The organism is Mycobacterium paraterrae (assembly GCF_022430545.2).
Lineage (GTDB): Bacteria > Actinomycetota > Actinomycetes > Mycobacteriales > Mycobacteriaceae > Mycobacterium > Mycobacterium paraterrae.
This window is the reverse complement of record NZ_CP092488.2, coordinates 1,451,106-1,476,609: the sequence shown is the minus strand read 5'-3', so window position 1 is coordinate 1,476,609 and position 25,504 is coordinate 1,451,106. Positions and strand designations below refer to the sequence as shown.

Annotated in this window: 25 protein-coding genes; 12 read left to right on the top strand and 13 right to left on the bottom strand. The window is 64.9% G+C overall.

Translation table 11 applies throughout. The annotated features are described in order from the left end of the window. Positions 1 to 4 precede the first annotated feature (4 nt). Together MKK62_RS07055 and MKK62_RS07050 are read right to left on the bottom strand one after the other, a co-directional pair. The gene (locus MKK62_RS07055) at positions 5 to 1,162 is read right to left on the bottom strand and encodes a hypothetical protein (RefSeq protein WP_240261739.1); all 1,158 of its coding nucleotides are present in this window, start codon (positions 1,160 to 1,162) and stop codon (positions 5 to 7) included. Next, the gene (locus MKK62_RS07050; RefSeq protein WP_240261740.1) at positions 1,159 to 1,413 is read right to left on the bottom strand and encodes a hypothetical protein; all 255 of its coding nucleotides are present in this window, start codon (positions 1,411 to 1,413) and stop codon (positions 1,159 to 1,161) included. The genes MKK62_RS07055 and MKK62_RS07050 overlap by 4 nt, the downstream gene beginning before the upstream one ends. 47 nt (positions 1,414 to 1,460) lie before the next feature. Here MKK62_RS07050 and MKK62_RS07045 point away from each other — a divergent pair, with 47 nt between their 5' ends. The 5 genes from MKK62_RS07045 (at position 1,461) to MKK62_RS07025 (ending at position 4,648) form a co-directional block, all read left to right on the top strand. Continuing rightward, positions 1,461 to 1,925 carry a GatB/YqeY domain-containing protein gene (locus MKK62_RS07045; RefSeq protein ID WP_240261741.1) on the top strand — a complete coding sequence of 155 codons (465 nt, stop codon included), beginning with the start codon at positions 1,461 to 1,463 and terminating at the stop codon, positions 1,923 to 1,925. 67 nt (positions 1,926 to 1,992) lie between these two features. Continuing rightward, positions 1,993 to 2,994: an LLM class F420-dependent oxidoreductase gene (locus tag MKK62_RS07040; protein WP_240261742.1), complete on the top strand. Its 1,002-nt coding sequence runs from the start codon at positions 1,993 to 1,995 to the stop codon at positions 2,992 to 2,994. An 89-nt stretch (positions 2,995 to 3,083) separates the two neighbouring features. Continuing rightward, a complete protein-coding gene (locus MKK62_RS07035; RefSeq protein WP_240261743.1) occupies positions 3,084 to 3,641 on the top strand; it encodes a type 1 glutamine amidotransferase domain-containing protein in 558 nt (185 codons plus the stop codon). Positions 3,642 to 3,740: 99 nt separating this feature from the next. Next, on the top strand, positions 3,741 to 4,433 hold the full coding sequence (locus MKK62_RS07030) for a HemK2/MTQ2 family protein methyltransferase (RefSeq protein WP_240261744.1): 693 nt from the start codon (positions 3,741 to 3,743) through the stop codon (positions 4,431 to 4,433). Then, the gene (locus MKK62_RS07025) at positions 4,430 to 4,648 is read left to right on the top strand and encodes a CDGSH iron-sulfur domain-containing protein (protein WP_240261745.1); all 219 of its coding nucleotides are present in this window, start codon (positions 4,430 to 4,432) and stop codon (positions 4,646 to 4,648) included. The genes MKK62_RS07030 and MKK62_RS07025 overlap by 4 nt, the downstream gene beginning before the upstream one ends. Here MKK62_RS07025 and MKK62_RS07020 read toward each other — a convergent pair. Together MKK62_RS07020 and MKK62_RS07015 are read right to left on the bottom strand one after the other, a co-directional pair. Beyond that, positions 4,628 to 5,653, bottom strand: a complete 1,026-nt coding sequence (locus tag MKK62_RS07020; RefSeq protein ID WP_240261746.1) for an iron-containing redox enzyme family protein — start codon at positions 5,651 to 5,653, stop codon at positions 4,628 to 4,630. The two genes, MKK62_RS07025 and MKK62_RS07020, sit on opposite strands and share 21 nt — an antisense overlap. A 23-nt stretch (positions 5,654 to 5,676) precedes the next feature. Then, positions 5,677 to 6,486 carry an SDR family NAD(P)-dependent oxidoreductase gene (locus tag MKK62_RS07015; protein ID WP_240261747.1) on the bottom strand — a complete coding sequence of 270 codons (810 nt, stop codon included), beginning with the start codon at positions 6,484 to 6,486 and terminating at the stop codon, positions 5,677 to 5,679. A 293-nt stretch (positions 6,487 to 6,779) separates the two neighbouring features. Here MKK62_RS07015 and MKK62_RS07010 point away from each other — a divergent pair, with 293 nt between their 5' ends. Beyond that, positions 6,780 to 7,457 carry a hypothetical protein gene (locus MKK62_RS07010; protein WP_240261748.1) on the top strand — a complete coding sequence of 226 codons (678 nt, stop codon included), beginning with the start codon at positions 6,780 to 6,782 and terminating at the stop codon, positions 7,455 to 7,457. 47 nt (positions 7,458 to 7,504) lie between these two features. Further along, positions 7,505 to 8,197 (top strand): SDR family oxidoreductase, encoded by a 693-nt coding sequence (locus tag MKK62_RS07005; RefSeq protein WP_240261749.1) that lies wholly within the window; start codon positions 7,505 to 7,507, stop codon positions 8,195 to 8,197. A 7-nt stretch (positions 8,198 to 8,204) separates the two neighbouring features. Here MKK62_RS07005 and MKK62_RS07000 read toward each other — a convergent pair whose 3' ends face one another. The 5 genes from MKK62_RS07000 to MKK62_RS06980 all read right to left on the bottom strand — a co-directional run bounded on the left by MKK62_RS07000 (position 8,205) and on the right by MKK62_RS06980 (position 13,058). Beyond that, positions 8,205 to 8,567: a hypothetical protein gene (locus tag MKK62_RS07000; protein ID WP_240261750.1), complete on the bottom strand. Its 363-nt coding sequence runs from the start codon at positions 8,565 to 8,567 to the stop codon at positions 8,205 to 8,207. A gap of 368 nt (positions 8,568 to 8,935) precedes the next feature. Beyond that, entirely contained in the window at positions 8,936 to 9,133 is a 198-nt protein-coding gene (locus MKK62_RS06995) for an antitoxin VbhA family protein (protein ID WP_240261751.1), read from the bottom strand. 82 nt (positions 9,134 to 9,215) lie between these two features. Next, a complete protein-coding gene (locus tag MKK62_RS06990) occupies positions 9,216 to 9,371 on the bottom strand; it encodes a hypothetical protein (protein ID WP_240261752.1) in 156 nt (51 codons plus the stop codon). Positions 9,372 to 9,507: 136 nt separating this feature from the next. Beyond that, on the bottom strand, positions 9,508 to 12,099 hold the full coding sequence (locus tag MKK62_RS06985) for a S8 family peptidase (protein ID WP_240261753.1): 2,592 nt from the start codon (positions 12,097 to 12,099) through the stop codon (positions 9,508 to 9,510). Next, complete coding sequence (locus tag MKK62_RS06980) at positions 12,096 to 13,058, bottom strand: AAA family ATPase (protein WP_240261754.1); 963 nt, start codon at positions 13,056 to 13,058, stop codon at positions 12,096 to 12,098. The genes MKK62_RS06985 and MKK62_RS06980 overlap by 4 nt, the downstream gene beginning before the upstream one ends. 630 nt (positions 13,059 to 13,688) lie before the next feature. Here MKK62_RS06980 and mobF point away from each other — a divergent pair. Then, positions 13,689 to 16,538, top strand: a complete 2,850-nt coding sequence (mobF, locus tag MKK62_RS06975) for a MobF family relaxase (protein WP_240261755.1) — start codon at positions 13,689 to 13,691, stop codon at positions 16,536 to 16,538. 79 nt (positions 16,539 to 16,617) lie between these two features. Beyond that, complete coding sequence (locus tag MKK62_RS06970; protein ID WP_240261756.1) at positions 16,618 to 17,619, top strand: AbiTii domain-containing protein; 1,002 nt, start codon at positions 16,618 to 16,620, stop codon at positions 17,617 to 17,619. A 97-nt stretch (positions 17,620 to 17,716) separates the two neighbouring features. Here the strand turns inward: MKK62_RS06970 and MKK62_RS06965 are convergent, their stop codons facing one another. From MKK62_RS06965 to MKK62_RS06955, 3 genes are read right to left on the bottom strand one after another with little or no spacing between them, the layout of a single operon-like run. Further along, positions 17,717 to 20,875, bottom strand: a complete 3,159-nt coding sequence (locus tag MKK62_RS06965; RefSeq protein ID WP_240261757.1) for an MMPL/RND family transporter — start codon at positions 20,873 to 20,875, stop codon at positions 17,717 to 17,719. Then, positions 20,872 to 21,555, bottom strand: a complete 684-nt coding sequence (locus MKK62_RS06960) for a TetR/AcrR family transcriptional regulator (protein ID WP_240261758.1) — start codon at positions 21,553 to 21,555, stop codon at positions 20,872 to 20,874. Before MKK62_RS06960 ends, MKK62_RS06965 begins: the two co-directional genes overlap by 4 nt. After that, entirely contained in the window at positions 21,552 to 22,022 is a 471-nt protein-coding gene (locus tag MKK62_RS06955) for a PaaI family thioesterase (RefSeq protein WP_240263785.1), read from the bottom strand. The genes MKK62_RS06960 and MKK62_RS06955 overlap by 4 nt, the downstream gene beginning before the upstream one ends. Before the next feature lie 200 nt (positions 22,023 to 22,222). Here MKK62_RS06955 and MKK62_RS06950 point away from each other — a divergent pair, with 200 nt between their 5' ends. The 3 genes from MKK62_RS06950 to MKK62_RS06940 are packed head-to-tail and all read left to right on the top strand — an operon-like array spanning position 22,223 to position 24,298. Then, positions 22,223 to 22,894 (top strand): TetR/AcrR family transcriptional regulator, encoded by a 672-nt coding sequence (locus tag MKK62_RS06950; RefSeq protein WP_240261759.1) that lies wholly within the window; start codon positions 22,223 to 22,225, stop codon positions 22,892 to 22,894. 41 nt (positions 22,895 to 22,935) lie between these two features. Further along, positions 22,936 to 23,376, top strand: coding sequence for a PaaI family thioesterase (locus tag MKK62_RS06945; protein ID WP_240261760.1), 441 nt, complete (start codon positions 22,936 to 22,938; stop codon positions 23,374 to 23,376). Between the two features lie 34 nt (positions 23,377 to 23,410). Beyond that, positions 23,411 to 24,298 carry an alpha/beta fold hydrolase gene (locus tag MKK62_RS06940; protein WP_240261761.1) on the top strand — a complete coding sequence of 296 codons (888 nt, stop codon included), beginning with the start codon at positions 23,411 to 23,413 and terminating at the stop codon, positions 24,296 to 24,298. Positions 24,299 to 24,417: 119 nt separating this feature from the next. Here MKK62_RS06940 and MKK62_RS06935 read toward each other — a convergent pair whose 3' ends face one another. Next, positions 24,418 to 25,476: a BtrH N-terminal domain-containing protein gene (locus tag MKK62_RS06935; RefSeq protein ID WP_240261762.1), complete on the bottom strand. Its 1,059-nt coding sequence runs from the start codon at positions 25,474 to 25,476 to the stop codon at positions 24,418 to 24,420. Between the last annotated feature and the right edge of the window lie 28 nt (positions 25,477 to 25,504).

Sequence of the window (25,504 nt, the reverse complement as noted above, 5' to 3'; positions counted from 1 at the left end):
GTCCCTACACCGGCCGCGTCAGCCATAGGTAGTCGGTCGACGCGGGATGTGCGGGCGCGCCGGTCTGCAGCACGAGATCGAATGCCTCGCTGCGAATTCGGCGATCGGTATAGAGCAGGACGACCACACCGGCGTCGAATGGTGTGGTGATGATCCGGCCGATTACCGCCCCGACGGCTCCCACTGTCGCCGCGCCCAGCACAGACGATCCGGCGACCAGGTGACCGAGGAACTCGAACGGCACCGCGACCGCACCCGCGATCAGGCTCACCACCAACCAGGTGAGCAGGCGAATGCCGAATATCCGCCAGAAACTGTTGTGCACCAACGCAAAGGAACGCGTGATCGCGTCGAACACCGGAAGGCGCTCGAGCACAATCAGCACTGGCGCGAACGACAGCGCCACGTAGAGATACACCACCACCGCAATCGACGTCAGCACCAGCGGAAAGCCAAGCAGGACCGCGGCGGGGACGTTGCCGGCGGCCACGGTCGCACCGATGATCGTCCCCACACCGCCGGCGAGCAGGATCATTCCGACGGCTTCGAGCGCCATCAGTCCAAGCAGCGCGGCCAGTCGCCCGCGAATCCGGGCCCAGGCCTCGCCCGCTCCTATCGTGCCGCCGAACACTGCCCGTCCGACGACGACGGTGAGCATCCCGGTCAGCAGAAGGCCGCCTAGCCAGCCGACCAAGCCGCTGAGCCCGGCCGAGGCCACCCAGGCCCCGACGTCGCCACCGGTGAGCTCGTCAGCCGGCGCCGTCCGCAGCCGGCTCGCCGCGGCAAGTGGGCCTACCGAGGCAGCCAGCGAGATCAGCTGCGTGATCACCACGACGATCGCCGACCACCCGAGCGTCGCCCGGGGATTGGCCCGGATGTAGACGGCCGCACCGTTGAAGATGTCGCTGAGGGTCAGCGGCCGTAATGGGATGATGCCGGGCGCCCACGAAGGACGAGGCGGCGGCGGGCTGCCATAGAAGTAACCGGACTGCGGCGGGTAACCGGTCTGCCAGCCACGGGTCGGCGGCGGATAGCCCGGTGGCGGGTAGGGCTGCGGATAGCCGGGTGGCTGTCCCACCGGGGGATAGCCCGTCACAGGCGGGGCCGGAGGCGGCTGATGTCCGTACTGGTAGTACGGGTAGCCGGGTGGCGGGGTGTTCACCGGGTGATGCCGCTGTCGACCGGTACGCGGCGCTCCTTGGCATCGCTTGGCTCTGCATCGTCACCGCGGTTGCTGACGCGGCGCTCCTTAGCATCGCTTCGTCGCGGCAGTCCGACTCCTCCTCGTTCCGCTTCGCCGAACGCATCGTCGTCGGACGCTGCATCGTCACCGCGGTTGCTGACGCGGCGCTCCTCAGCATCGCTTCGCTCTGCATCGTCACCGCCGGGCATGTGGTCCATATTGTCGAGCACCCGACTATTTCTCAACGCGGCGCGGCCCGGCGCGTACCGTCTCCGGCATGGCCGAACTCAAGTCCCGACTGCGAGCAGACCTCACCGATGCGATGAAGGCGAAGGACAAGCTGCGCACCGCGACGCTGCGGATGCTGCTGGCCGCGATTCAGACCGAAGAGGTTTCCGGCAAGGAAGCTCGTGAACTTTCCGACGACGACGTGCTCAAAGTGCTGGCCAAAGAGTCCCGCAAGCGCGGTGAGGCGGCTGAGATCTACACCCAGAACGGCCGAGGTGAACTTGCGGCGAACGAGCACGCCGAAGCGCGAGTCATCGATGAATACCTGCCCACGCCGCTCAACGATGCGGAGTTGGCCGACGTCGTCGACACAGCGCTTGCACAGGTGGCCGAGGAATTGGGCGAACGTCCGGGTATGAAGCAGATGGGTCAGGTGATGAAAGTCGCCACGGCGCTGGCGGCCGGCAAAGCCGACGGAGCGCGGTTGTCGAAGGCGGTCAAGGACCGGCTGTAGACCGCATCGGCTCGAGTTGAGGCGACGAGGGTCGTTTGCCTCGGCACGTCCCGGGTACCCGCAACGCATGACCCGGTTCGGCTATACCTTGATGACAGAGCAAAGCGGCCCCAAAGAGCTTGTGCGGGATGCGATTTCGGCTGAACATCGAGGTTTTGACTTCGAGGTCAGCAGCGACCACTTCTCGCCCTGGCTGGTGTCGCAGGGGCACGCACCGAATGCGTGGGCGGTTCTCGGTGCGGTGGCGCAGGTCACCGAACGGGTGGACCTCTACACCTACGTCACCTGCCCGACCATGCGGTACCACCCGGCAGTCGTGGCCCAGCAAGCTGCGACCGTTCAGATCCTCTCGGACGGGCGATTCACGCTAGGGCTGGGCAGCGGCGAGAACCTCAACGAACACGTGGTGGGTAGGGGCTGGCCGGCAGTCACGCAGCGTCAGGAGATGCTCCGCGAGGCGATCGAAGTCATCCGTGCGCTGTTCACCGGCGACCTGGTCGACTGGCGGGGTGATCACTTCCAAGTCGACTCCGCGCGGCTGTGGGACCTGCCCGAGACCCCGGTCGGCATCGGCGTGGCCATGGGAGGCAAGAAAGCGGTCGACACGTTCGGTGTGCTGGCCGACCACCTGATCGCGACCGAACCCGATGGCGACCTGGTGCACGAGTGGCACTCCAGCCGCCAAGCCAACGGCCTGGCCGGCGGCGGCCGAGTCGTCGGCCAGATCCCGATCTGCTGGGACCCCGATCGAGACACCGCGGTCGCGCGTGCGCATGACCAGTTCCGGTGGTTCGGCGGTGGCTGGAAAGTCAACGCGGACTTGCCGACTCCCGCCGGCTTTGACGGGGCGACTCAATTCGTCCGACCGGAGGACGTTGCCGACAGCATTCCTTGCGGCCCGGATTTCGACGCGATCGTCGACGCTGTCCGGCCCTACTGGGAATCGGGGTTCACCGACATCGCCCTGGTTCAAATCGGGGGCGGCAGTCAAGACCAGTTCCTCAAAGAGGCCGCTGAGCCGCTGCTGGCGTCGCTGCGGTCGGCATCGCGGCAAAGCACCGACGACTGACAACTCGGCCGACCTGTACACGGCGTTGCATACCACGCGCAGCAACGGCCGGCACGCAGCGTCGTCATAACGTAGAAGAAGGAGCGAAAGTGTCAAACTCGTTGCAAGGCAAGAAAGTAGCCGTCCTGGCCGCCGACGGCGTCGAGAAGGTCGAGTTGGAAACGCCGCGTGCGCACTTGGTGGAAAGCGGCGCGGATGTTCGCCTGCTGTCGATCAAGAGCGGCGACATTCAGGCGCGAAACCATGATCTGGAGCCGGCCGGAACCATTCGCGTCGATCAAGAGGTGTCGGACGCATCAGTCGACGACTACGACGCGCTGGTATTGCCGGGTGGAACGGTCAATCCGGACAAGCTGCGGCTCGACGATGCCGCCGTCGCCTTCGTGCGTGACTTCGTCAACTCCGGCAAGCCGGTCGCGGCCATCTGCCACGGACCGTGGACTCTGGTTGAGGCGGGAGTGGTCTCGGGTCGAACCCTCACGTCCTATCCCAGCATCCGCACCGATGTGCGCAACGCAGGCGGCAACGTGGTCGAGGAAGAAGTGGTGGTGGACGGGAATCTGATCACCAGCCGCTCTCCGGACGACCTGCCGGCGTTTTGCTCGCGCCTGATCGAGCAGCTAGAACAGGCTCCCACGGGTAGCTGAGCACTTCGTGATTCGAACCGGTTTCGGGCGTGTGAATTCTGGGCATCAGTCACATCGAGCCGTAAGCAGCACGGCGTTTGTTATTCGCGAAAGGCCGACGTGACTACTGCTTACTCTGCTCCGTTCAGCACGCTTGACATCAACGGCGTCTACCCGCCGCAACAAGATTCGCAGCTACTGATCGACAGCCTCCGCAAGACCGGATTGGCCGCGGGCCGGCGAGTTTTGGATGTATGCACGGGCAGCGGCATTGTTGCTATCGCCGCCTCTGAGTTCGGCGCATCCAGCGTGGTCGCGTTCGACATCTGCCCGCGTGCCGTCAGCTGCTCGCGTGGCAACGCAAGCTACGCCGGTGCCGACATCGATGTCCGCGAGGGATCGTGGTCCAGTGCACTGGATTTCGCGCCGTTCGATCTCATCGTGTCGAACCCGCCATACGTGCCCACTCCGCCCGCCGGTGACACCAACGTGATCCCGCTGACCGCCGGTCCGGCGCGGGCCTGGGACGCGGGTGTCGACGGCCGGATGGTCCTCGACCCGTTGTGCGAATCCGCGGCCGGACTGCTCGACGTCGGCGGCTCACTGCTGGTGGTGCATTCGGCGCTCGCCGGTGTCGACCAGTCGCTGAAGACGCTCCGGTCGACCGGCTTGAAGGCCGAAGTCATTGCCTGGCAAAAGATCCCGTTCGGACCGGTGCTTTCCGCCCGGGCCGGGTGGCTGGAAGTCACCGGTCAGATCCCCCGCGGATGCCGAATCGAGGAGCTGGTCGTGATCCGCGCGGACAAGCCATGACCGACAGGGTTCGTGTGCAAGTGGTGCCGAGGGGCCCGGTCCTGGTGTCGGGCCCCGTCAGCATCGAGACACCCGGAGGCGAGGTCGTCGAGTCCGACCGCTTCATGGTGGCGATCTGTACCTGCAGGCGAAGTAAGAGCTATCCGATGTGCGATACCAGCCATCGGCGTTGCCGTCCTGTCGCGCAAAAGAATTCAGTCGAGGGGACGTCGTAGCGACGTCTCGTCGGCCTTCCATGACGACATGATCATGTCGGCCAGCCGGTCCTCGACGGCGGCGTGCGCACGGATACCGAACACCACGTCGTGATTCAGCTGCGGCTCCCGTGCCACCAGCGCGGCGACGACATCGTTGCGCACGACCTGCTCGTGTACCGCGTCCGCTTCGACGTGCTCGGCGTAGAACGTCACGCACTGTTCGGGCGCGCCCATCCGCCGCAGCGCATCGACCAAACGACGCGAGCCCGGAGACGAAGTGATCTCCGTCGAAGCGAAGTGTCCGACCGCAGCGCCGCGGAATTGGCGGTGTAATCCGAACAGCGACATCAGGTTTACGACCGCCAGTGCCTCGGCGGGTACCACCTCGAGATAGGCCAGATAGGTCGGGTCGAGTTCGGCCGCCGCCAGCAAGTCGGCAAACAGCTGTTGGTGCACCCTGGCGCCATGCCCGGCGCCGTACTCGTCGTATTCGACCGCGACGAACGATGCCTTGGCTTGTCCGGTGAGGCGGGGTATCGCGAAAGCGTGCGGGTCACCTTCCTTGAGGTGATACAGCGACCTGTGCACGAAGTACTCGCGCATCTGCTGCCAGGTTCCGTTGTCGCGCAACCAATACGACGGCCCCGTCCCGTCGGAGGGTTCGATGGCGAGGTCGGCCATTTCATCAGCGGCGGTTCTGCCCGGCTCGATGGGACCGACATCACGTCGCACTCCGGCCAGGAACGTGCGCTCCAATTGCGCTCGCAGATGCAATAATCCGGGATTCCACTCCCAGGTTGGGTCGACGCCGGCGAAGCCGCGGTAGTGCAGTTCGTAGCACATGTACAACGCCAGATGCAGATCCAGGCCGTAGGGGTCGGAGTCGCGGACCGATGCTCCGACGCGGGTCAGTTGATCGCGAGGCGCCGGCTGCGTGAGGCACTGGCGGACCGCCATGGATATCGGTCCATGCGCCACGGGCAACTGGGGCTCGACGATCTCCTGGAGTTGAGTCACGGGCATGTTTACCCCCGGCGCCGTCTCGGTCAAACGGGCCAGTCGCAGCCGGTTAGCTCGACGGACAGATCCCAGAGTCGGCGAGCCATCGCGGCGTCCCGCGCCTTACTACGGGGCTTGGTGACCTTCGGCCGGCCCCACTGGCCGAAGCGTGGCGCCAGATATGTCCCGCTCGGCAGGTCGGTGGTGACGGCCTGAATGGTCGAGCGTGCGCCGACCTGAGCGCTGTGGGCGGGAAACCCGCGGAACGTGTGGTCGCGTATCCACGGCACGATGCCGCTGGCGTCGCGGCTGATGTCGGTGTTCGTCGCGCCGGGGTCGGTCATGTAGTTGCGCACGCCGCGGCCGGTCAGTTCGTGGTTGAACAACATCACGGCCAACTTGGATTCGCCGTAGGCCAGCCAGGTCGAGTATTCGCGGCTGTGCCAGTTCAGATCCTCGAGGTGCAACCGGGACACGGCGTAGGCCGAGCTGACCACCGAAATAACCCGATCGGAGATCCGGTCACCGAGCAGACAGGTCAACGCGAAGTGGCCGAGGTAGTTGGTTCCCATGTGGGCCTCGAATCCGTCCGCGGTGCGGGTCAGCGGCAGGCCCAGGACTCCGGCGTTGTTGATCAGCACGTCGACGCCGTCGACAGAATCGGCGAACTTACGCACACTCGCGAGGTCGGCCAAATCCAGCTGGGCGACCGTGACGTCGCCGTTGATTGATGCCGCGACCCGCTCTGCCTTCGGAATCGTGCGGCACGCGATCACGACGCTGTGCCCGTCGGCGGCGAGTGCGGTCGCGGTGGCCGCGCCGATGCCGCTGTTGCCGCCGGTGACGATGACTCTCACCCGGCGATCATGCTTTGTCCTGACAGGCGCCCAAGGGGTTTTGGGCGAATTGACCACCCGAGCGCACCGCTTGCCGACGGCGTCGCACAGCCTTTACCAGCTACCTTCGCGTCGCTACGCCAGCCAACTCCGGAACGGCGACATTCGCACGAAAACTGAGGCTTCGGTAAAGAAAAGTTCGTGGCCTGGCAAATATTTCTCATTCCGGATGCTTCAAGATCGGCCGGGCGATACCCTCTGCAGATTCGGATCTGTTGCATACGAGTGCAACATCCCACAGGGGGGATTGAGGCATGGATCAACGTCGTCTTTTTTTGGTACTCGGCGTGGCCGTCAGCGGCCTTGCCGCCGCTGTCGCGCCCGCCACACTCGCGCACGCCGATGACGGATTCAGCGACCAGGGCCTTTCCTTGGTCTCGGGTGGACACCACGTGCCCTACACGCCGCTCGGTCCGGACGGATATGTGGGGTTCCAGCCGCTCTTCACCGAGTGGCAGCAATACCAGCCGACCAATGTGTTGATAGGCGGAACCACTGTCGGCAGTTACAACGTGTTCGAGTCCGACTACGCGACTCCGTGGAGCGACGAGTCGGTCTACACGTTCGGTACGGCCACCAGCGGGGGTACCGACCCCGGCGGTCTGGCCGGCGCGACGGTGACCGATTCCGCGTTCTTCCCGAGTTTCAACGCCGCCACCGAGCAAGAGCCGCCGGCTGACGTCACTGCCGCGTTGCACGACATCAACGTGGTGTTCGGCAACGGCCAAGTCGACAATTTGCTCTCCACGACTCTCGGCACCTACTACTCGGTGGACGACCCGGGCGTCGGCTCCGCATTTTGGTTCGAGGCGCCCGGCTCGACCGACGCCACGCTGTTATGGAGCGGGTTGGCTGACACGTCGGCGGCGCTCGCCGCGGTCGAGAACCTGTCCAGCCTGCTACCGCCGGATGTGTGGTACCCCGGCATCTGAGGTGACCAACCTTGACCTGGATAGCAACTATGTGAGCTGATACCGCAGTGAAGATCGTGGTGGTCGGCGGCACCGGAGCTCTCGGATCTAAAGTGGTCAAAGCATTAAATGATCGCGGCCATGACGCCGTCGCGGCCTCGCCGCGGACCGGCGTGAATGCCCTGACCGGGGAGGGGCTCACCGCAGCACTCACCGACGCCGCCGTTGTCGTGGACGTCGCCAACGCGCCCTCCTTCGATGACGATCCGGTGCTGGAGTTCTTCACAACGTCGACGACGAATTTGCTTGCCGCGGCGCGAGATACGGGTGTGGGCCACTACCTCGCAGTATCGATCGTGGGCTGCGACCAGCTGCCGGAGAGCGGTTATATGCGGGCCAAGGCCGCCCAGGAGAAGCTCATCGAGGGGGCGGACGTTCCCTATTCGATAGTGCGGGCGACCCAATTCGTGGAATTCACCGATGGCATCACGGAGTCGCTGACGGTAGGCGACCAAGTGCGCGTGCCGGACGCGCTGATACAGCCGATCGCTACCGCAGACCTGGCGATCGAGGTTGCCCGAGTGGCAGCGGCCCCGCCGATCGACGGCATCGAGAACATCGGCGGACCCGAGAAGATCACCTTCGAGCAGATGGCGCGCAATGTGCTGGCCAGACGCAGTGACGGCAAGAAGATCGTGGTTGATCCGCAGGCGACGTACTTTGGTACGCCGCTCTCAACCAACAGCCTGGTCGTCCCTTAGCGCAGCCTCAGCCGCTCTTCTTCAGTTGCGCGTGGGAGGTCTTTCCCGCGCACGACTGGGTCATGAAGAGTCTGGCGTCCACTGTGTCCGTGCACGATTGGCCGCTGAGCGATTTCGCTGTACCGGTCCACGCGCCGTCGCGGAGGTGCAGGTCGAAAGCGCCGGTTGGCGAAAGTACATGCGCGCAGCCGGGGCCGCATGCCACGAACGTCAGGGTCGACGTCATGCCGGGTACCTCGAGTCCCGTCGCGTCGTCGATCGCCATCGCGGTGTAGCGCCCGATCGGCGGTTCACCCGCCGCGTGAAAAGCCAATCCGGCGGCAACGGCTGCGAATGTGCCGCCTGCCGCCAATCCCCGTGCAACCCCCATGAACTGCTCCCCATCCCCAGTGAACCGCGTGCTGCTGCCTAAAAAATAATGAGCCTGTCGTGGCGGCGATACAGGGTTTTCCCTTGATTCAAAAGCTGAGAATATGCAGCAAGGCGCACCGCCGCCGTGCTGCCCAAATGTGAGTCGGGGTGGCGGGATTCGAACCCACGACCTCTTCGTCCCGAAACAAGCCACCTGAGCGTTTGCTGGAGTGAGGTGTGTTGGCCGGAATGCGATGGCGCAGCTCAAATATGTTGTCCACGTTAGTTGGAGTGGGCAGCCAGTGGTGCCGCTGCGGACTGTGTGCGGATCAAGCGGTCCAGAGCTAGATCGCCGGCCTCCCCAGGGGTGCGGCACCCCAAACCTGGCTATTTCACGTTGTAACGACGTCGAACGCGATCGCCCAGCTCGGCAGTGGTGATCGACCCACGGGCGTAGCGAACCTGGTCAGCTCGAGTGGCCGCGGTGCTGTGTGAACCTTCGAGCTCGCTGCTTTGACGGGCGGCGCGCACAGTCTTAACCCGGCGCTTGGCCCTCTGCAGATCGGTCACCGCGTCACCCCTCATTCCGATCACCTGAGTTACGCGGCGGGACCTCATAGGCGAGTCTTCACAAATCATCGTCGATGAGCTGGGGTGGGCACAGCGCTCATCTCAGGCCGTAGCGTGCGCGAACCTCTTCGCCGCTGACTGTACGTCCGGCCAAGTAGTCGGCGTCGGCCTGGCGCAGTTCCTCGAGTAGGCCCGGGGTTTGCAACGCTGCAAGGGTCTCTTCAAGCGATTCACGATCATCAGCAGCGGTCACTTCTAGCAGGGTAATCCGCCGCCTCTGCGGTTCTGAGAAGTCTGGAACCGTGCGCAGCAAGCGGGACAAGTGACTTACCGCGGCAGTGCCGACACCGTGACCGCTCAGACCGATGCATGGGCGCCTTCGAAGTGGCTTACCCGCGCGGGGTCGCGGCCTGGCGAGCGCGATTCTGCAGACGGATCTGCAATTGCTGGCGAACCTCCGTATGAATGTCCGATTGGACCGCGGCGCCGATCTCAAGGGTCGCGGCGAGACCGAAGCGGACCGGCGACGACAATCGGCCGGCGTCCACGCGGCAGTCCACGCCAATCTGCAGGGCGTCCCCGACAGCGAAGGCGACCGCGCGCCGGCCCTCGAATACCTCATGCTGCACGGTTCCGGCTCTAGCGACCCAATATTCGGCCTGAGTGCCCTCCACTGCCAGTGGGCCGCCGGGCGGGTCGAAAGACAAACGGGCCATCCGGTGCTTACGGGTGCGGGGGTTGACCTCGGAGATCCATCCCAGGGTGACGGTCAGCCGCCGCCACTCTGTTGTCGCGGCCAGACTTCCGGGAAGGGGCAGGGCGAACGTCAGGCGCTGGTTGGCCGAGATCGACCCGGCGCCGAGCAGAAGCACCCGGTTCGAGGTCGCAGTAGCAACGCGCTCGTCGTCGATGGCGCCGTATCCCAGCAGCCGTGAGACGGCGCGCCGGTTAAGGCTGGTGTCGGTGATGGCTTCTTCGACGTCGCTCCGCAGCGACCCCCACGATGCGGCGTGTACCAGCAGACTTTTGGCCAGCACAGGATGGTATTCCGCTGCAGGAAATGGGGGTTCACTCGGTTGGAGGGATAGTCCTTCGAGTACGTCAAAGATGCCGTCGACGGTTCTCGTGGCCAGCGCTGTGGCGTTACTAGTGCCATGGGTGTAGGCCGAGGAGGTGATCGCCCCGCCGGTGCCAGGGGCGGCGACGCGAAGCCCAGGACCGGTGACGGTCGTTTCGGCTGCATACAGTGCGGTATCGCCTTCGACGGATGGCGGCCGCTGATGCAAGCTGCGTCCGCCGGGCAGCATTACCTCGGGTTTCGCGGAGTTGTGGTGGCCAAAGCCCACCGGGGTGTACAGCGCCGGCATCCCGGCGCGAACGGTGTCGAGGACGGTGTCGCTGACCGGTGTGGTCGCTGCGTCGAAATGTAGGGCGCCGACCGTCACCACGTTGATTGCTTCGGCCGGCGAGAGGATGCGTCGTAGACGGGCCCGCTCGTGCATCGCAGTTGCGACGGATTGGCGTAACGCTTCGGTGTCGCTAAGTGTCGCGGCCGGGACTGTGACGTCGATATCGTGGTTGCCCGCGCTGACCAGGATGACCAAGTTGTAGCGATGCGCCAGCCAGTCGAGCAGTTTGGCGACCGGGCTGATGCGGCGGATGAACATTTGTGCGGGATCGCCGACGGACAGGTTGACTACCCGGACGCTGGGAACTTGCGGTGAAGCCGAGCCATCAGCCTCGAACATGCGCCGAAATGCGCGATGGATGAGATCGACCATCAGCCGATCGGGGATGACGATCTCGCTTTCGTCAAACAACGGGTGCGGCCGCATGATCGGGCGGACGTAGAGGCGGCGGCTGCTTGGCGCCGCGTCCTCGTTGAGGTCGCCGTGGCAGATGAGCGATGCCATCGCCGTACCGTGATGCATCTGGGAACTCGAGTAGTCGACGGCGATCTGGTCCGGGTCATCGATGATGAGCCGCCCGTTGAGGGCGAGGTGGCCAGCCATCGGCAGACCGTCAAGCAGCGCCACGCGCGGGGGCTTGCCGCTCGGTGGTGTAGCAAACCGTGCGGGGTCCAGCGGTTCGTCGGTGGCAGCGACTCCCAGGATCGACATCGGGCGCGCCGGAAGGACGTACATGATGGTGTCGGTGCGTAGCAGTTCAATCGCATCGGGGCCTTGTTGAACGACCGATTCGACTTGCTGGTAAGGAATGTCGACCAGCATTGCGTGGTAATCGATGCCCTCGATGGTCACCTGGCTGATGACCTGTCCGCCCGCCTCAGCGACTACGCCCGCCACCTCGGCTTGCGCAACGGCGCGACGGGCCGAGTCACGGCGGTACCACAGCTCAATCTCCACACGCGCGAAACTGGTTGACTGGCCTACTATTTCGACGGTTTCGCGCCAATCCTCCAACAGCCCGGTTTCACGGACCCGGTCCTGGGGACCCCACCGACGGACCTCCCGTAGGAGGGCAAACACGCGGCGTAGCGGAGCCAGGCCTCGCGGCAGCGGTCCACGCGGATCACGTTGCCATTGAGCGAACAACGACAGCAGTTGCGCGACAGCATCGGCGTTAGACATCACCACATAGAGGCTGTCGGTGACCGGGTCCGCGCTGCGCTTATTGCTCCGCACAAGGTAGAAGTCGTCGTCGGGTTCGAACTCTTCGCCGTCGACCTCGAGGAGGAACTCTAAGCCGGGCACCTCTCCGGCGGCTCGGGCGAACTCCGCAACGGTCCCGGCCAGATCGAATACCACGACCAGCTCGGGGTCGGCTTCCGCGGTCTCTGCTGTGACATCGACGCGGCCTGACTGCAGTGCGCCCTGCAGAGCGGTAAATTGCGGTTCCAGCCGTTCGCGCTGGCGGGTCGGCCCCGGTCCGGCAGTGCTGCCCGGGAAGCGTGGCGTGCCGGTGGGAATTTGGCCAGCAGTCGGCGGCCCGAACGGCAGCGGAGGTCGCGCTGAGGTCACAAATTCCTCAACGCGTGCCACTGCTTTAGCTGGTCGCGTACTACATCTTCGACACGACCATCGGGAAGAGCTAAGACGAAGCGGCGCATAACGTCTTGAGCGAACTCCTCGATTTCGGCATAGCTTGCTCCCGCCAACTTATCGGCCAGCGTCCGTGGAGTCTGGCCCAGGCTGCCGCCCAGTTTGATGCGCAGGCGCTCCAAAAACTCAGTGGCTTGAGCGCGCGACGGCGGTTCCAGGGGTAAACGCAGCTGAAACCGTCGCCAGGCGGCCCGGTCGAGGAGCTCCCCATGGTTGGTCGCGCATACGGCTACCACATGTGACGGCAGCCGGTCGATCTGCAACAGCAGGGTTGACACGACCCGCTTGATTTCGCCGGTCTCGTGGGCGTCGGCGCGCTCTTTCGCGATTGTGTCGAATTCATCGAAGAACAGGACGCATCGCCGGGTGCGGGCGAACTCGAAAACGTGATCAAGCCGGCTCGTTGTCTCGCCGAGGAAACTGGAGACGACCCCCTCGTAGCGCACTACGTAGAACGGCACCATCAATTCCGCCGCTATCGCTTCGGCCAGCGATGTTTTGCCGTTACCGGGCGGCCCTTCTAACAGAATGCGGTTACGCGGCTCCAGGCCGTGGCTGCGAAGCAATTCGCAGCGGTGGTGTTCCTCAATGACCGCGCCGACGGCCGCGGCGACGCGCGAATCCATCTGCACGTCAAACAGCCGCCGCTTTGGAACGACTTCCTGCACCAAGTCAGCGACATGGCGGGCGGAATCGTCACGCGCCAGCGGGCCGAGTGCCCCAGCGGTGGTGATCAATTGCGACAGCCGGTCAGCGACTAAATGGTGCTGATTGCTGCGTTCCTCAGCGATAATTGCTTCGACAAGCATCCGAAATCTGCTGTTGTCGCCACGCTGCTGCGCCTCGACCAAGTCGATGATCAGATCCGACCTCGCCACAGTCCCTCCTCGGGCGCCCGCGCAGCGTTGCCCACACTCCATGGCGCTGCCTGCATCATGTCAGAACCCACCCACAGATCCATCCGTGACGCTCAGGTTGCGAACAACCAAAGTATGTCATTCCGTGGTCTTTGCGACGCCAAGTTGAGTTGGGCGTTTCCGCGGAGGCCTGCTTGTCGAAAACGAGCCTGCATCCGCCAAGCGCCGCCCAGGATGATCAGGAGCCAAATCCGCGGAAACACCTATTGCCACGAATGCAGCTCGCCTGTCGCAAGATTGGCGGCGGGCTGGGCGAACGGAACCGACCGTGACTGAAGCCCAGCGCGACCCTCGCGTGACTCGCGATGCTCGCCGCCGCTGTAGCCCGGCTGTCAAACCCAAGCCACCTTTAATCACTCACGCTCCCTCAACGCATTCACCACTGCCACAACACCGTTCATTCTCTCTCAACCCCACCACCTCCTTCCAATCCCATTCGCACCAAAACGTATATCCTTGCTACACAATGGAATTGACCATCGGCACATTGGCACAAGGTGTGCAAGACTGGTTGCGGTCGCGCTTCGCGCGCCCCCAACCGCTCGTCCCCCGGCCGGGCCCGAGCCGTCGCCGTTGAGGAGGTGGCCGCTTGTGTTGACGATTTCGCGGCTGTCTCGGTGGAGCATCGCCTATTACGAGAAGACGGCGAATGAGGCCAAGCAGGCGTCGATGGACCGGGTGTCTGCCGGCGGCGGGCTGGGTGAGTATTACTCCGAGGCCGACACCAGGGTTCCGACGTGGATCGTCGGCGGGGATGTTTCCAAGGTTGCCGAGCTGACCGGGTTGTCGGATGCCGCGGTCGCGGGTGGGTTTGCTGACGGGGATGAAGTGACGGCGTGGCTCGATGAGGGGGTCGCCCCGAACGGCATGAGGGGCCGGGCGTTCACCAAGACGTCGGTGCACGGGTTCGATCTGACGTTCGCGGCCCCGAAGAGTGTGTCGCTGCTGCGGGCGTTGACCAGCGATGTCAACGAAAAGGTTGTCGCTGAAGCCCACTTGCGGGCGGTGAAGGCAGCGATGGACTACCTGCATGAACACGCCGGGTACACGCGGGTGCATAACCCGTTGACCGGGAAAAAGGATCTGCAGCGGCTGCCGGGCCTGGCGGCGGTCGCCTACCAGCATGAAACGTCGCGCTGCGGGGATCCTCACCTGCATACCCACGTCATCCTGCCGAACCGGCAGGCCCGCGCGGACGGTGAGATGGTGTCGATCGACTCCAAATCGCTGTTCCATGAAGCCAAGGCCGCGGGCATCATCTACCAGGCCGTGCTGCGCCACGAGTTGCACGCTGAGCGCGGCGTTGAGTGGGTCGACGTTGACGAACGCTCCGGCATGGCCGAGATCGCCGGCATCACCAAGGCGTGCATCAAGGCGTGGTCGCGGCGTTCGACGCGGCTGCGGGAATGGGCGCGCAACAATCTCGTCGTCGTCGAGGGAGAGCCGACAGCGCAGCAACTGCAGACCGCGCAGAAAGCGACGCGCCCCGCTAAGCCGGAATCGCAGTCCTGGGCGCAACTGAGAGAGGAGTGGCGTGCCGATGCGCGCGGCCTGGAAATGGACCGCGCCGCGCACACCGAAGCGCGCCGCGCGCGCCGCGCCGCGCCGCGCATCCTGGGTGGCCGCGCCGCGCTCGCGCGCACCGCGGCGCGCATCGACAAAAGCGCGTTCACCCGCGCGGACATCGTCGAGCTCGTCGGCGCGCAGATCCCGGTCGACGCGGACGGTGACCCGCGCGCGCACATCGACATGATCGTGGACGCGGTCAGCATGCGCGTCACCGCGCCGCGCGAAGCGCACCACCGCGAAGGCCACGAACTGTTCACCGTCGACGCGGTGATCGCCGAAGAGGTCCGCATCTTCGACATGATCGACCGCGCCGACCCGCGCACCCGACTCGATGTGCGCGACGCGGATTTGGGTGACCTGTCACCGGATCAGGCGCGCGCGATCCGCTCGATCGCGCAATCGCCCTACCTTGTTCAGCCGCTGCAAGCGCCCGCGGGCGCGGGCAAAACGCACTCGCTGAAATCGCTGCGCGCCGCCGCGCACCGCGCCAACAAAGGGGTCCTGGTGATCGCGCCGACCGGCAAGGCCGTTGACGAGGCGATGCGCGATCAGGCCGGCGACCAAGGACTAACCGTGGCCAAGGCGTTGAAGATGATCGAAGACGACCAACTCCGCATCGACCGCTCCACCGTGATGGTGATCGACGAAGCGTCCATGGTCGGCACCCCGGAACTGAAAAAGCTGCTGCGGTGCGCGGTCAACGGGAACGCCAAGATGGTCCTCGTCGGCGATGCCTACCAGCTGTCGCCCGTGCAGGCGCGCGGCGGCATGTTCGAGCAGCTGTGCGGTGAACTGCCGTGGAGTCAGCGTCTCGGTGAAGTGTGGCGGATGCGTGAACCCGAGGAACGCGACACCTCCCTCGCGCTGCGCAGCGGGCACGGCAACCGGCTGCGTAAAGCGGTCGGCTGGTACCGCAACCACGACCGGCTACACACCGGCGACCCGATCGCCATGGCCGACGACGCGATCACCGCCTATAAGGATGCGCGCAGCCAAGGCCACGACGCGGCGATCATCTGCGACAAATGGGAAATCGCCGACGCGATCAACCTGCGACTGCACCGCGACAACCCAGCGACCGAACGCCCGGCGGTGCGGGTCGCGCGCGACCAGGACGTGCGCGCCGGCGACATCATCATCAGCCGCAACAACGACGCCAGCATCGCGGTTGCACCCGGGACCGGACACAAGCGCGGCGACCGGATCGACCAGGTCCGCAACGGCAACCGGTGGCGGGTCGTCATCGTCGACCAAGAGAAAGGCCAGATCGCGGCTGAACGGCTCACCGACAAAGCACGCGTCCTGTTCGAGGGCGACTACCGAACCCAGCACGTCACCCTCGGTTACGCCACCACCCTGCATGCGGCCCAAGGGATCACGGTCGGAAACTCCACCACCCGTGGGGCCTGCTTCACCGTGCTCAGCGACCAAGCCAGCCGCGCCATGGCCTACGTCGGCATGACCCGCGGTAAAGACGAAAACCACGCCTTCATCTACCAGCCCATCACCGGTGAAAGCGATCACGAACACAACGCCCTCGCAGCCGGCAACCAAATCCACAAGATGCGGCGCGGCAACAAATACGCTGCCGCGCACTACTTCCGCATGATCCTGGCCAAGGACGACCGGCCCCGCACCATGCACGCCGAAGCTGAACGCACCGATCGCACCCTGCTACCCGCCGTGGTGCGCGGCCTGCTCGACCGCAACGACGAACGACGCACCAACCGCACCGCAGAGTGGCGCCAACACAGCGCCCAAGCCCGCCGCCGCGAAGCCGCCTACCAACGCTTCGTCGCCGACGCCGAACACCGCCGCGAACACGCCGCCGAACGCCAGCAAACCCAGGACGGCGACTGTCTCGAACTCTAGGTCCGCAGCGCGCTCACCCTCCGCTTTGGTAGCGCCGGAGGGTGCTCATTGTTGATCACGACGAGATGCGGCGGCAGTTTTGTCGAATACAGCCGCAGCCTTCGGCTTAGAAGTCGGTGGGTGCTGGGATGATTTTCCTGTGTCGAAACTTTCCGCCATTATCGACGCGGCAACCGCGGACGCCACGTCGTTGGCGTCCTTGCTGCGGATGACCAAAGTGGTCGCTGCGCGGATTCAAACACCGCTAGTGATCGACTGGGTCGATAACGAATTGGCCGGCTACCCGACAGGGACATCGCTGCCGGAATATCGTGGACCGTTTCAGACTCAGGTCTTGAGTGAATGGTCGGGCTTCGGGGGCTCGACGATTCGTAATGCGCCGCTAGCACCATCGGCGTTCCCCGAGGGATTACGAGGTGCCGGCGCATTTGAAGTCGAGCTGCGGGAGTCCGTGAGCGAACTTGAGCGACTCGCCACGACGGACGGCCTGTTGTCGTACTTCTGGCCCACTGACGTTATCGCCCTCATCAATGGGATGATGCGGAAGGGGCAACTCAAAGAGCTACAGCAGTTCGCGCCTCTACACGGCTTGGTGGCAGCCCATAAACGGGTATCACCGGCTCTGCTGACATCAGTACTCGACAGTGTTAGAACACGGGTGCTGAGCCTTGCACTGGATCTCGAGCAAGTCCTGCCCGACGCGGGCGAACCTGGAGTAGTCCCCGTTGACCCCGCCCCGATTAACAACATCATCACCAACTATTTCAGTGGCCCGGGCACTGCTGTGGCTTTCGGCGGATCGGCCGCCGTTCAACTCGCCACCGTGCTACCCGGTGACCTCGACAGCCTGCTAAATGCTGTGGCGACGTTAGGATTACAGCCCGAGGACGTCGCCGAACTGCAGACGGCGATCAGAGACGACGACGCTGACTGCACATCACCCAAGGGCCCCGGTCGGCGCGTGACCCAATTCCTGGGCAAGGCCGCTCTCGGCGGCCTCAAAAGCCTGGGCCAAGCCGGCATTCAAGAATGCGTGAAGATCATCGGCGAATGGGTCCGCATTTACCACGGGATCAGCTAGCCGCGCCCAGCCAGCACGGCCGAGTGCTGCCCTGGAAATGGTTGCGATAACGATCATTTTGTTGATGCGAGTCGTGTAGGCCGCAGTCTCGGCCATGTCAACGGTGCTGCCCTGCGACACAGCTGCGGCCGAAGCAGAGCGCCCGCGACAAGAGGCAAAGAACCTTGCGTGGTACGACAGGGCTATAGGTACCGCTGATTCGAGGTCCGGTGGGCCACCAGCTGGCTTCGCGCAGGAGTGTGGCGATGGCGGGGACGGTCAGGGTGCGCACGAGGAAGGTGTCGAGTAGAAGTCCGCAGCCGGCGATGAGCCCGATTTGGATCATGATGGCAATCGAGCCGACCATGAGGCCGAACATGCTGGCGGCGAAGATGAGTCCGGCTGAGGTGATGACGGAGCCGGTGCTGGCGATGGTGCGTAGGACGCCGACGCGGATGTTGTTGCCGGATTCTTCGCGTAGGCGCGATACGAGCAGCATGTTGTAGTCGGCGCCGACGGCGACCAGGATGATGAGCGTTATTAGTGGTACGGGCCAGGCGATTTCGTAGCCAAGGATCCACTGGAACACCAGGACGCCGATGCCCATGGAGGCGGTGTAGTTCAGGACGACGGTGCCCATGAGGTAGAGCGGTGCGAGGATGGCCCGCAGGAGCATGATGAGGATCAGTCCAACGACGAGCAGGGTGGCGACCGCGAGAAGTGCGAAGTCTGACCATAAAAGTCGCTGGATATCGGCGTTAACGGCGGGAAAGCCGGCGATAGAGACGGCGGCGTCGGCGAGTGCGGTGTTGGGGCGGGCGGCGTTGGCGACGTCGACCATCTGGCGGGCCAGGCGGGTGGCGTCGCTGCTGTAGGGGTTGTAGCTGGATTCGATGCTCAAGCGTGCGGTCTTGCCGTCGGGTGAGAGGAAAAGCTTGGCGACGTCGGCGAATTCGTGATCATCGAGGGCGCTGGCCGGTAGGTAGAAGCCGCTGGCGGAATCTGATCCGGCGCCGGCGCGTGCTGAGTTCTGCAATTGGGTGGCGATTTGGCTCATCCTGGACAGCGTTTGAATGTTGCTGTCGGCCAGCGTGTGTACTCCGGTGGATAGTGCGTGGGCGCCGGAGGCGAGTTGGCTGATGCCGGCTTGGAGTCGGCGAATGTTGGCGGCCATGTCCGTAGGTTCGCCCAATGCGCCGAACGCTGTGTTCATTGAGGTGACCGCGTTCTGCAGTTTGGTGAGTGTGCCGGTGATGGTGGCGTTGGTTGCGGGGTTGTAGCGGTCACCGAGGTCGGCGATCTGATCGAAGAAGCCGTTGTTGCGCAGAGTGACCAGAATCTGCACCTGGTCGCGGATTTGGGCGCATTGTGGGGTGGCGGCACACCACGGTGCGGTGTTCAGTGCTGCCACGAGTGGGTCCACGGTGGCGATGGCGTTTTGGGCTTGTTCGGCGAGGGGCCGGATTCCCGGGCCGGATTGGATGGCGTGGTCGATGTCGGGTGCGGTGGAGGACAGTTGTTGGAGCAGAGGCCGCATCTGATCGATGCTGGTGCCGGTTGTTTGAATGTTGTTGACCAGTCCGGTGATCGGGGCCAGGGCGGTGCGCAGGGTGGTGTCGAGTTGTGTCAGCCCGCTGGCGAGTTGGTCGGCGCCGTCGGTGAGCTGGGTGAGGTCATCTTTTTTCGCGTTTCCCTGGGCTGCGGCGCGAGCCATCTTGTCGCCGATCTGGCCGTTTTGCCAGGACAGTTGGGCTTGCTCTAGTCGCGTGCCGGCGGGTCTGGTGACGCCAGAAACTTTGGTGACGCCGGAGAGTTGGGCGATGCGCGAGGCCATCTGGTCGAGGTCGGCTAAGCCTTTGCCGGTGCGCATGTCGGTGGGGTTTTCCACGACCAGGAATTCGCGGATCACGACGTCTTTGCGAAAGTGGCGATCAAGCAGCTGGTAGCCGAGGTTGCTGGGTGTGGTCGCGGGTTGACCGGCGCGGTCGTTGTAGCTGATTTTAATGGTGGCGGCCACCCCGGACAGCGCGGTCAGGATGATTAGGCTTATCGCGAGCAGCGGTGCGGGGCGGCGCACTACCGCGACGGCGACGCTGTTCCAGTAGCGCCGGGTGCGGTCGGATTTGGGGTCGCCGATGCCGCGCCGGGCGGCCAGTGTCAGCACCGGAGGTAGCAGGGTGACGGTGGCCGCGAACCCGATGAACACTGCTAGAGCGCACGCCGGTCCTAGTGCGGCGAACACGTTGAGTCGAGCGAAAATCATGGACAGGAAGGCCAGGGCGACGGTGGCGGCCGAGGCGAGGATGACTCGGCCGATGCTGGCGGTGGCGTAGATGGCGGCTTGGTCGGCGGGTCTGCCGGCGCGGCGTTGTTCGTGGTAGCGGCTGATGAGAAACACGGTGTAGTCGGTGCCGGCGCCGAGGAGGATCGCGCCCATGAAGCCGATGGTGAATTCGGAGACCGGCATGCCGGCTTCGCCGAGCGCGGACAGCACACCGCGGCCGGCGGCCAGGCTCACGCCGATGACCAGCAGCGGCAGCAGTGCGGTGAATAGCGAGCGGTAGACGATCATCAGGATCAGCGCGATCAGCGCTGCGGTGGCGATGGAGATATAGAGCAGGGAGTGCTCCATGCTGGCGATCATGTCGCTGAATGTGGAGGCCGGCCCGGTGACGTACACCGTGGTCGAGGTGTGAGCGAATTCCGTGGCGGCCGCGGCGCGTACGGCGCTGACGGATTCGGCCGCGGCGGTGTCGCCGAGGGTGCCGGTAACGCCGACGGCTAGGTACCACGCTTTGCGGTCCTGGCTGAGGCCCTGGACGCGGGTCGCGGGGTCGGCGAGCAGGTCTTGGATCAGTACGACGTGGCGGGTGTCGGTGCGTAGCCGCGAGATGAGATTGGTGTAGTGCTGTTGCGCGGTGGGGGTCAGACCTGATGGGTCTTCCATGGCCACGAATAGCGTTGTGCGCGAACCCTGCTCATTGAACGCTGCGCTCATCCGGTCGACCGTTTGCAGCGACGGTGCGGTGCGGGGGACGAAGTCCACCGACTGCTGGCGAACGACGGTCTCCAACTGGGGGAACAGCAGCGCCATAACGACGGCGACGCCGATCCACACGCCGAATACCAGAGCTGTGTGCCGTATCGCGAATGCGGCCACCCACGCGAGACGGGCGCTGTATTCACCCGGCGGCGTTGGCTTGTCGTGGCGGTGCCGAACCGCGACTGCGGCATCTGTGTCGATCGAGTCGGTGTCGATCGAGTCGGTGTCGGTCATGATGTGGCGCAGGCAATGTCGATGGAGTTCGCGCGGTCGATGAGGAGCCGAGTGGCGCGGTCGATTCGGTCGCGGGTGGCGTCGGCGGACGCGCGTCCGCCGATGAATGCCCGCAGGTTCGCCAGCCAAATGTCGGCGATGAGCGCGGCGACCCGGTGATGGCCCGCGGTGGGGGGTCCGCCGCATACAGCGGTGGCGAGTAGGCGTTCGATGACTGCTGCGGCGTGGTCGAGCTCACCGGCGGCGCAGGTGTTGGCAACCACGAAAATCCGTGTCATCGCTTCGGTGAGCAGCGGCTGGCGCTGCCACTGTCGGTGCAGAACGCTGGTGAGTCGTTCGAGTCGGCCAACCGGTGTGGCTGGGCCGCTCGCCCAGTCGTGGTTTGTTGCGAGGCGTTGGAAGTCTCGGGTCAGGGCGTGTGCCAACAGGTGGTTCTTGGACGGAAAATGGGCGTACAGGGTGCCCACGCTGATCCCGGCGCGCTTGGCGATCGTGCGCATCTGCACCGCGTCGTAGCCGCCCTGTGCAGCTGCGTGCAGCGCCGCATCCAGTATCGCTTCGCGGCGATCTGTGAGCGCGCCCCGCTGAGGTGGGGTGGCCTCGCGCACCGGGTCACGAGGCGGCGACTCCGCGTCGCGGGACCCGGATTGAATCGGCAGATCTGTGCTGAGAGCAATCATTGCGGCGGGTCCGGGGAATTAGTGGCGATGTCGCTGCCGGCCAGGAACTGTGCGAGCATTTCGCCGAACGCACCCAGCTCTGCGTGGGCGGCGAAATGATCGGCGTCCACTGCGATGAATACGGCGGTGGCGGTGAACCGCGTGATGTCGTCTATGCCCGTGCCGGTCGCGCTGACATGCAGCTTGCGGCCCGTACGCGCGGTGATGTGCGCGGTGATGCGGTGTGGTAGCTGCAGCGGCACCGGCAGCAGGTATTCGACGGTCAAGCTGCGGGTGACCGCCGGTGTGCCGGCGATCCAGAGGGTGAAGCCGAAAAGGTCGTCGCAGGCAGCGGCGACGGCGCCGCCGTGCGCTAACCCGGGCGCCCCGACGTGGCGTTCGTCGAAGGTGATATCGGCGTACACGGTGTCGGCGGCGCGATACGCCACCATCTGCAGGCCGTGCGGGTTGTCGGGGCCGCAGCCCATGCACGTCGCCGTGTGCGCGGGCAGCAGCTGTGGTGCCGATGAATCCGCGTCCCCGGCATCGCCGTGGCGACTCGGCGGTGATTCGAGCACCCACGACCCCCAATACCAATAGTTCCGCTGTGGAACTATTGGTACCATAACTGAGTGGATTTGTGGGACCGCGTGGGCCAGCAAGGTCGGGACGGCACGGTGACTGAGCGTTGAGCGCACGGCCGATTTTCGTCCATGACGAGGACGACGACGATATCGATCCCCGCCGGATCCGTTCCCGCAACCGCCTTTTGGATGCTGCCGGCTCGTTGCTGAGCAGTGGTGGCATCGGGGCGGTCACCGTCGATGCGGTGACGAAGGCCTCCAAGGTGGGTCGGGCCACTCTGTATCGCCATTTCGCGAGTTCCTCGCACCTGTTGGCCGCGACGTTCGAGCGGTTGCTGCCGCAGGTTGTCGCGCCGGCGCCGGCAGAGGGCACGCTGCGCGAACAGCTGATCGAGTTGCTCAATCGTCAAGCGACGTTGTTTGACGATGCGCCACTGCATGTGACCGTGCTGGCCTGGCTTGCTCTGGGTCCGACGACGACCGATCAATCTGCCGGCGAGCAGGCCTCGGGGGCCCTGCGGGCCCGCGTGATCGACCAGTACCGCCAACCCTTCGATGCCTTACTGCACAGCGGACAGGCGCGGGGTGAGCTCGACGATTTCGACGCAGGGTTGGTGATCTGTCAGCTTGTCGGGCCACTCGCCTTTGCCCGAATGACGGGATTTCGCACCATATCCCGCACCGACTGCACCCAGATCGTCGATGATTTCCTCCTCGCCCATCGGCACGGCGAGGTCGCCGGTACCCTGCCACGGCACGTGGGCACCAGAGCGTGAGCGACGACAGCCGTGACCGTGGTTTGACTAGGAGACCTCCGATGGAATTCGCGCATTTCAATCCGCAGGTCGTCGAGGACCTGCAAAACGCGGCGGCGGGTGCAGGTGGCCTGTCGCGGTATCTGGACTTTCGCCACACTGAGTTCACCGCCGGGCGTCTCGTGGTCGAGATGACCGCCCGCGAGGACCTGCTGACACCGTTCGGGAATCTGCACGGCGGCTGCCTGTCAGCCATGGTCGATCACTGCCTGGGCGTGGTGTTCTACCCCGTCATCCCCGGTGGATCATGGGTTGCCACCACCGAATTCAAGCTCAATCTGTTGCAGCCGGTGACCAGCGGGGTGTGCGTCGCGGTCACTGACATCATCGCGCTGGGCAAGCGCAGCGGTGTGGCCCGCATCGACATCACCAACAACGGTCGAGCCGTGTGCGCCGCGCAGGGCACAGTGACCGTCGTCGGCCCGCGACACACCCCGTCATGACCGCGCACCGCGCCCCGAACAGCGCGTCGCGCTGATGGAGGCCACCGTCACGGAATACTGCACCACCAGCGATGTGGTGTTGAGCGCGGACTGCTACCGTCACGACCCGCCCGCCGATGTGGTGCTGCTGCTGCACGGGGGAGGGCAAAACCGGCACGCCTGGACGCGCACGGCGCGCCGCCTGCACAGGTTGGGCTACACCGTCATCGCCTATGACGCGCGCGGTCACGGCGATAGCACCTGGGACCCCGAGGGGCGCTACGGGCTCGAGGTCCTGGCCGCGGATCTGCTCGCGCTACGAGGACACCTTCGGGGCGACCGCGCTCCGGCAGTGGTCGGCGCGTTGATGGGGGGCATGACGATTCTGGGCGCGCACCTGGCGGCCCCGGCTGATCTGTGGTCTGCGGTGGTCCTCGTCGACATCACCCCACGTATGGAATTCGATGGCGCGCAACGAGTTCTGTCGTTCATGGCCGCCCACCCGCAGGGCTTCGACACACTCGCTGACGCCGCCGCGGTGATCGCCGACTACAACCCGCACCGCGCGCGACCTGGCACCATCGATGGACTGCGCAAGGTGTTGCGGCAGCGCGATGATGGCCGGTGGATCTGGCGCTGGGACCCAGCATTTGTCACCTCGAGCTTTCAGATCCTTCAGGGTGACCCCACAACCGGTACCGCGAATTTTGACACCATGAGCGAGCTGCTCATCGAAGGGGCGCGCCGCATCCAGGCGCCCACCCTTCTGGTGCGCGGGCTCCACTCCGATGTGACGTCGCAGCAGTCGGTCGAGGAGTTTCTGGACGTCGTTCCGCACGCCGAGACGATCGATGTTTCTGGCACCGGACACATGGTCGCCGGCGACGACAACGACGCCTTCACCGCTGCGGTCACGGATTTCCTTGCGCGCGAGCTCCAATAGGTCTGCCCAGGCGCACGCCCGCGCACATCACCGCGGCGACATCTGCTCCCGGGAATGTTGCCCTCGCAGCCGGATGTGCGCCGGTGCAACGCTTACCCGGCCTGCACGATGACGACCGGTTAGCGAGCGACGAGCGATCGCGCCGCCGCGTCGAGCGCATCGGCCAGGGTGTGTTCTGCCTCAGGCAAACCGGCCGCGAGATCGGCGGCCGCTTGACACCGATCCCGCAGCGGCACAGTCGCATCGAGGGCTGCGGCGGCCACCGCGCTCCACAGACGTGCCGCATCGGCAGCGGCCGTCGCCGCGTAGGCCACGGCCTGGGCACCGAGCAGATCGGCGATGGTGCTGCAGCCGCGCGCTTGCAGTGAGCGGAACAGTCCGCCTCCAGTACCGGCCTTCTCGATGAACGCGCCAAGCCCGAACAGGGCCGCGCCGAGCGCGTCATCATCGAAAAGCTCGGGCCAGCAACGCACATCGTCGACGAATATCTGCACGCCGGACAACCCGGAGCCGGTCACGTCGGCGTCGGGGACAACGATCACAGACGGCTGGGAAGATTCGCCGCGCATCTGCGCGGCACTGTCGGCCAGCGCGGGCCCGCCGATCGCGGCCATGTCCGGAACCGTGTGCGGCCAGTCGATCAGATACGTCGAGTGCCGGGTGGGTACCGGGAACCCCGTCGAGGACCTCGCGCGCCGCAGCTTTTCGTAGGGAACGAGCTGGGTCGCCTCGCGGTCATTGTCGACGACCGATGCCATTTGCTGGGCGTCGTCGTATCCGGTGATGACGATGTCGTGGCGACTCATGTTGAGCCGCACCCGAAGATACGGTAATTCGGCGATGTCGGCCCAGACCATGACCGGTCGGCCGGCGTCGATTTCGTCGATGACCCAACCCCAACCGATCTCGGGGTCATCTGTTGACTGCAGACGGAATCGAGCACCGATCCGATCAAGATATTGATCTTCCAGCGCACCGCCGCGACCCACCAAATACGCTCGCGGCATCAAAGTGCCGGATCTGATGTACAGGAAATCCAGGGCGCCCCCCAACACGAAGATGAGTCCCTCATCGGGCACGTCGGTGCCCCAGCCGAGCCCGGCCCACTCGGTGAGATCACGCAAGGCGCCCGATCCGCAGTGTCCGCCCATGCGGTGCCGATACCGAATGTGGCTCATCGCCGACCCCGTGAGGTGTGCATACCTG

What these genes read in the sequence shown, in the direction of transcription:
- MKK62_RS07000 (WP_240261750.1), bottom strand. Translation starts at nt 8,567, where the DNA reads ATGGGGGTTGCACGGGGATTGGCGGCAGGCGGCACATTCGCAGCCGTT.
- MKK62_RS06995 (WP_240261751.1), bottom strand. Translation starts at nt 9,133, where the DNA reads ATGAGGGGTGACGCGGTGACCGATCTGCAGAGGGCCAAGCGCCGGGTT.
- MKK62_RS07045 (WP_240261741.1), top strand. Translation starts at nt 1,461, where the DNA reads ATGGCCGAACTCAAGTCCCGACTGCGAGCAGACCTCACCGATGCGATG.
- MKK62_RS07040 (WP_240261742.1), top strand. Translation starts at nt 1,993, where the DNA reads ATGACCCGGTTCGGCTATACCTTGATGACAGAGCAAAGCGGCCCCAAA.
- MKK62_RS06965 (WP_240261757.1), bottom strand. Translation starts at nt 20,875, where the DNA reads ATGACCGACACCGACTCGATCGACACCGACTCGATCGACACAGATGCC.
- MKK62_RS06940 (WP_240261761.1), top strand. Translation starts at nt 23,411, where the DNA reads ATGGAGGCCACCGTCACGGAATACTGCACCACCAGCGATGTGGTGTTG.
- MKK62_RS06935 (WP_240261762.1), bottom strand. Translation starts at nt 25,476, where the DNA reads ATGAGCCACATTCGGTATCGGCACCGCATGGGCGGACACTGCGGATCG.
- MKK62_RS06945 (WP_240261760.1), top strand. Translation starts at nt 22,936, where the DNA reads ATGGAATTCGCGCATTTCAATCCGCAGGTCGTCGAGGACCTGCAAAAC.
- MKK62_RS07025 (WP_240261745.1), top strand. Translation starts at nt 4,430, where the DNA reads ATGACCGACAGGGTTCGTGTGCAAGTGGTGCCGAGGGGCCCGGTCCTG.
- MKK62_RS06960 (WP_240261758.1), bottom strand. Translation starts at nt 21,555, where the DNA reads ATGATTGCTCTCAGCACAGATCTGCCGATTCAATCCGGGTCCCGCGAC.
- MKK62_RS07020 (WP_240261746.1), bottom strand. Translation starts at nt 5,653, where the DNA reads ATGCCCGTGACTCAACTCCAGGAGATCGTCGAGCCCCAGTTGCCCGTG.
- MKK62_RS06955 (WP_240263785.1), bottom strand. Translation starts at nt 22,022, where the DNA reads ATGGGCTGCGGCCCCGACAACCCGCACGGCCTGCAGATGGTGGCGTAT.
- MKK62_RS07010 (WP_240261748.1), top strand. Translation starts at nt 6,780, where the DNA reads ATGGATCAACGTCGTCTTTTTTTGGTACTCGGCGTGGCCGTCAGCGGC.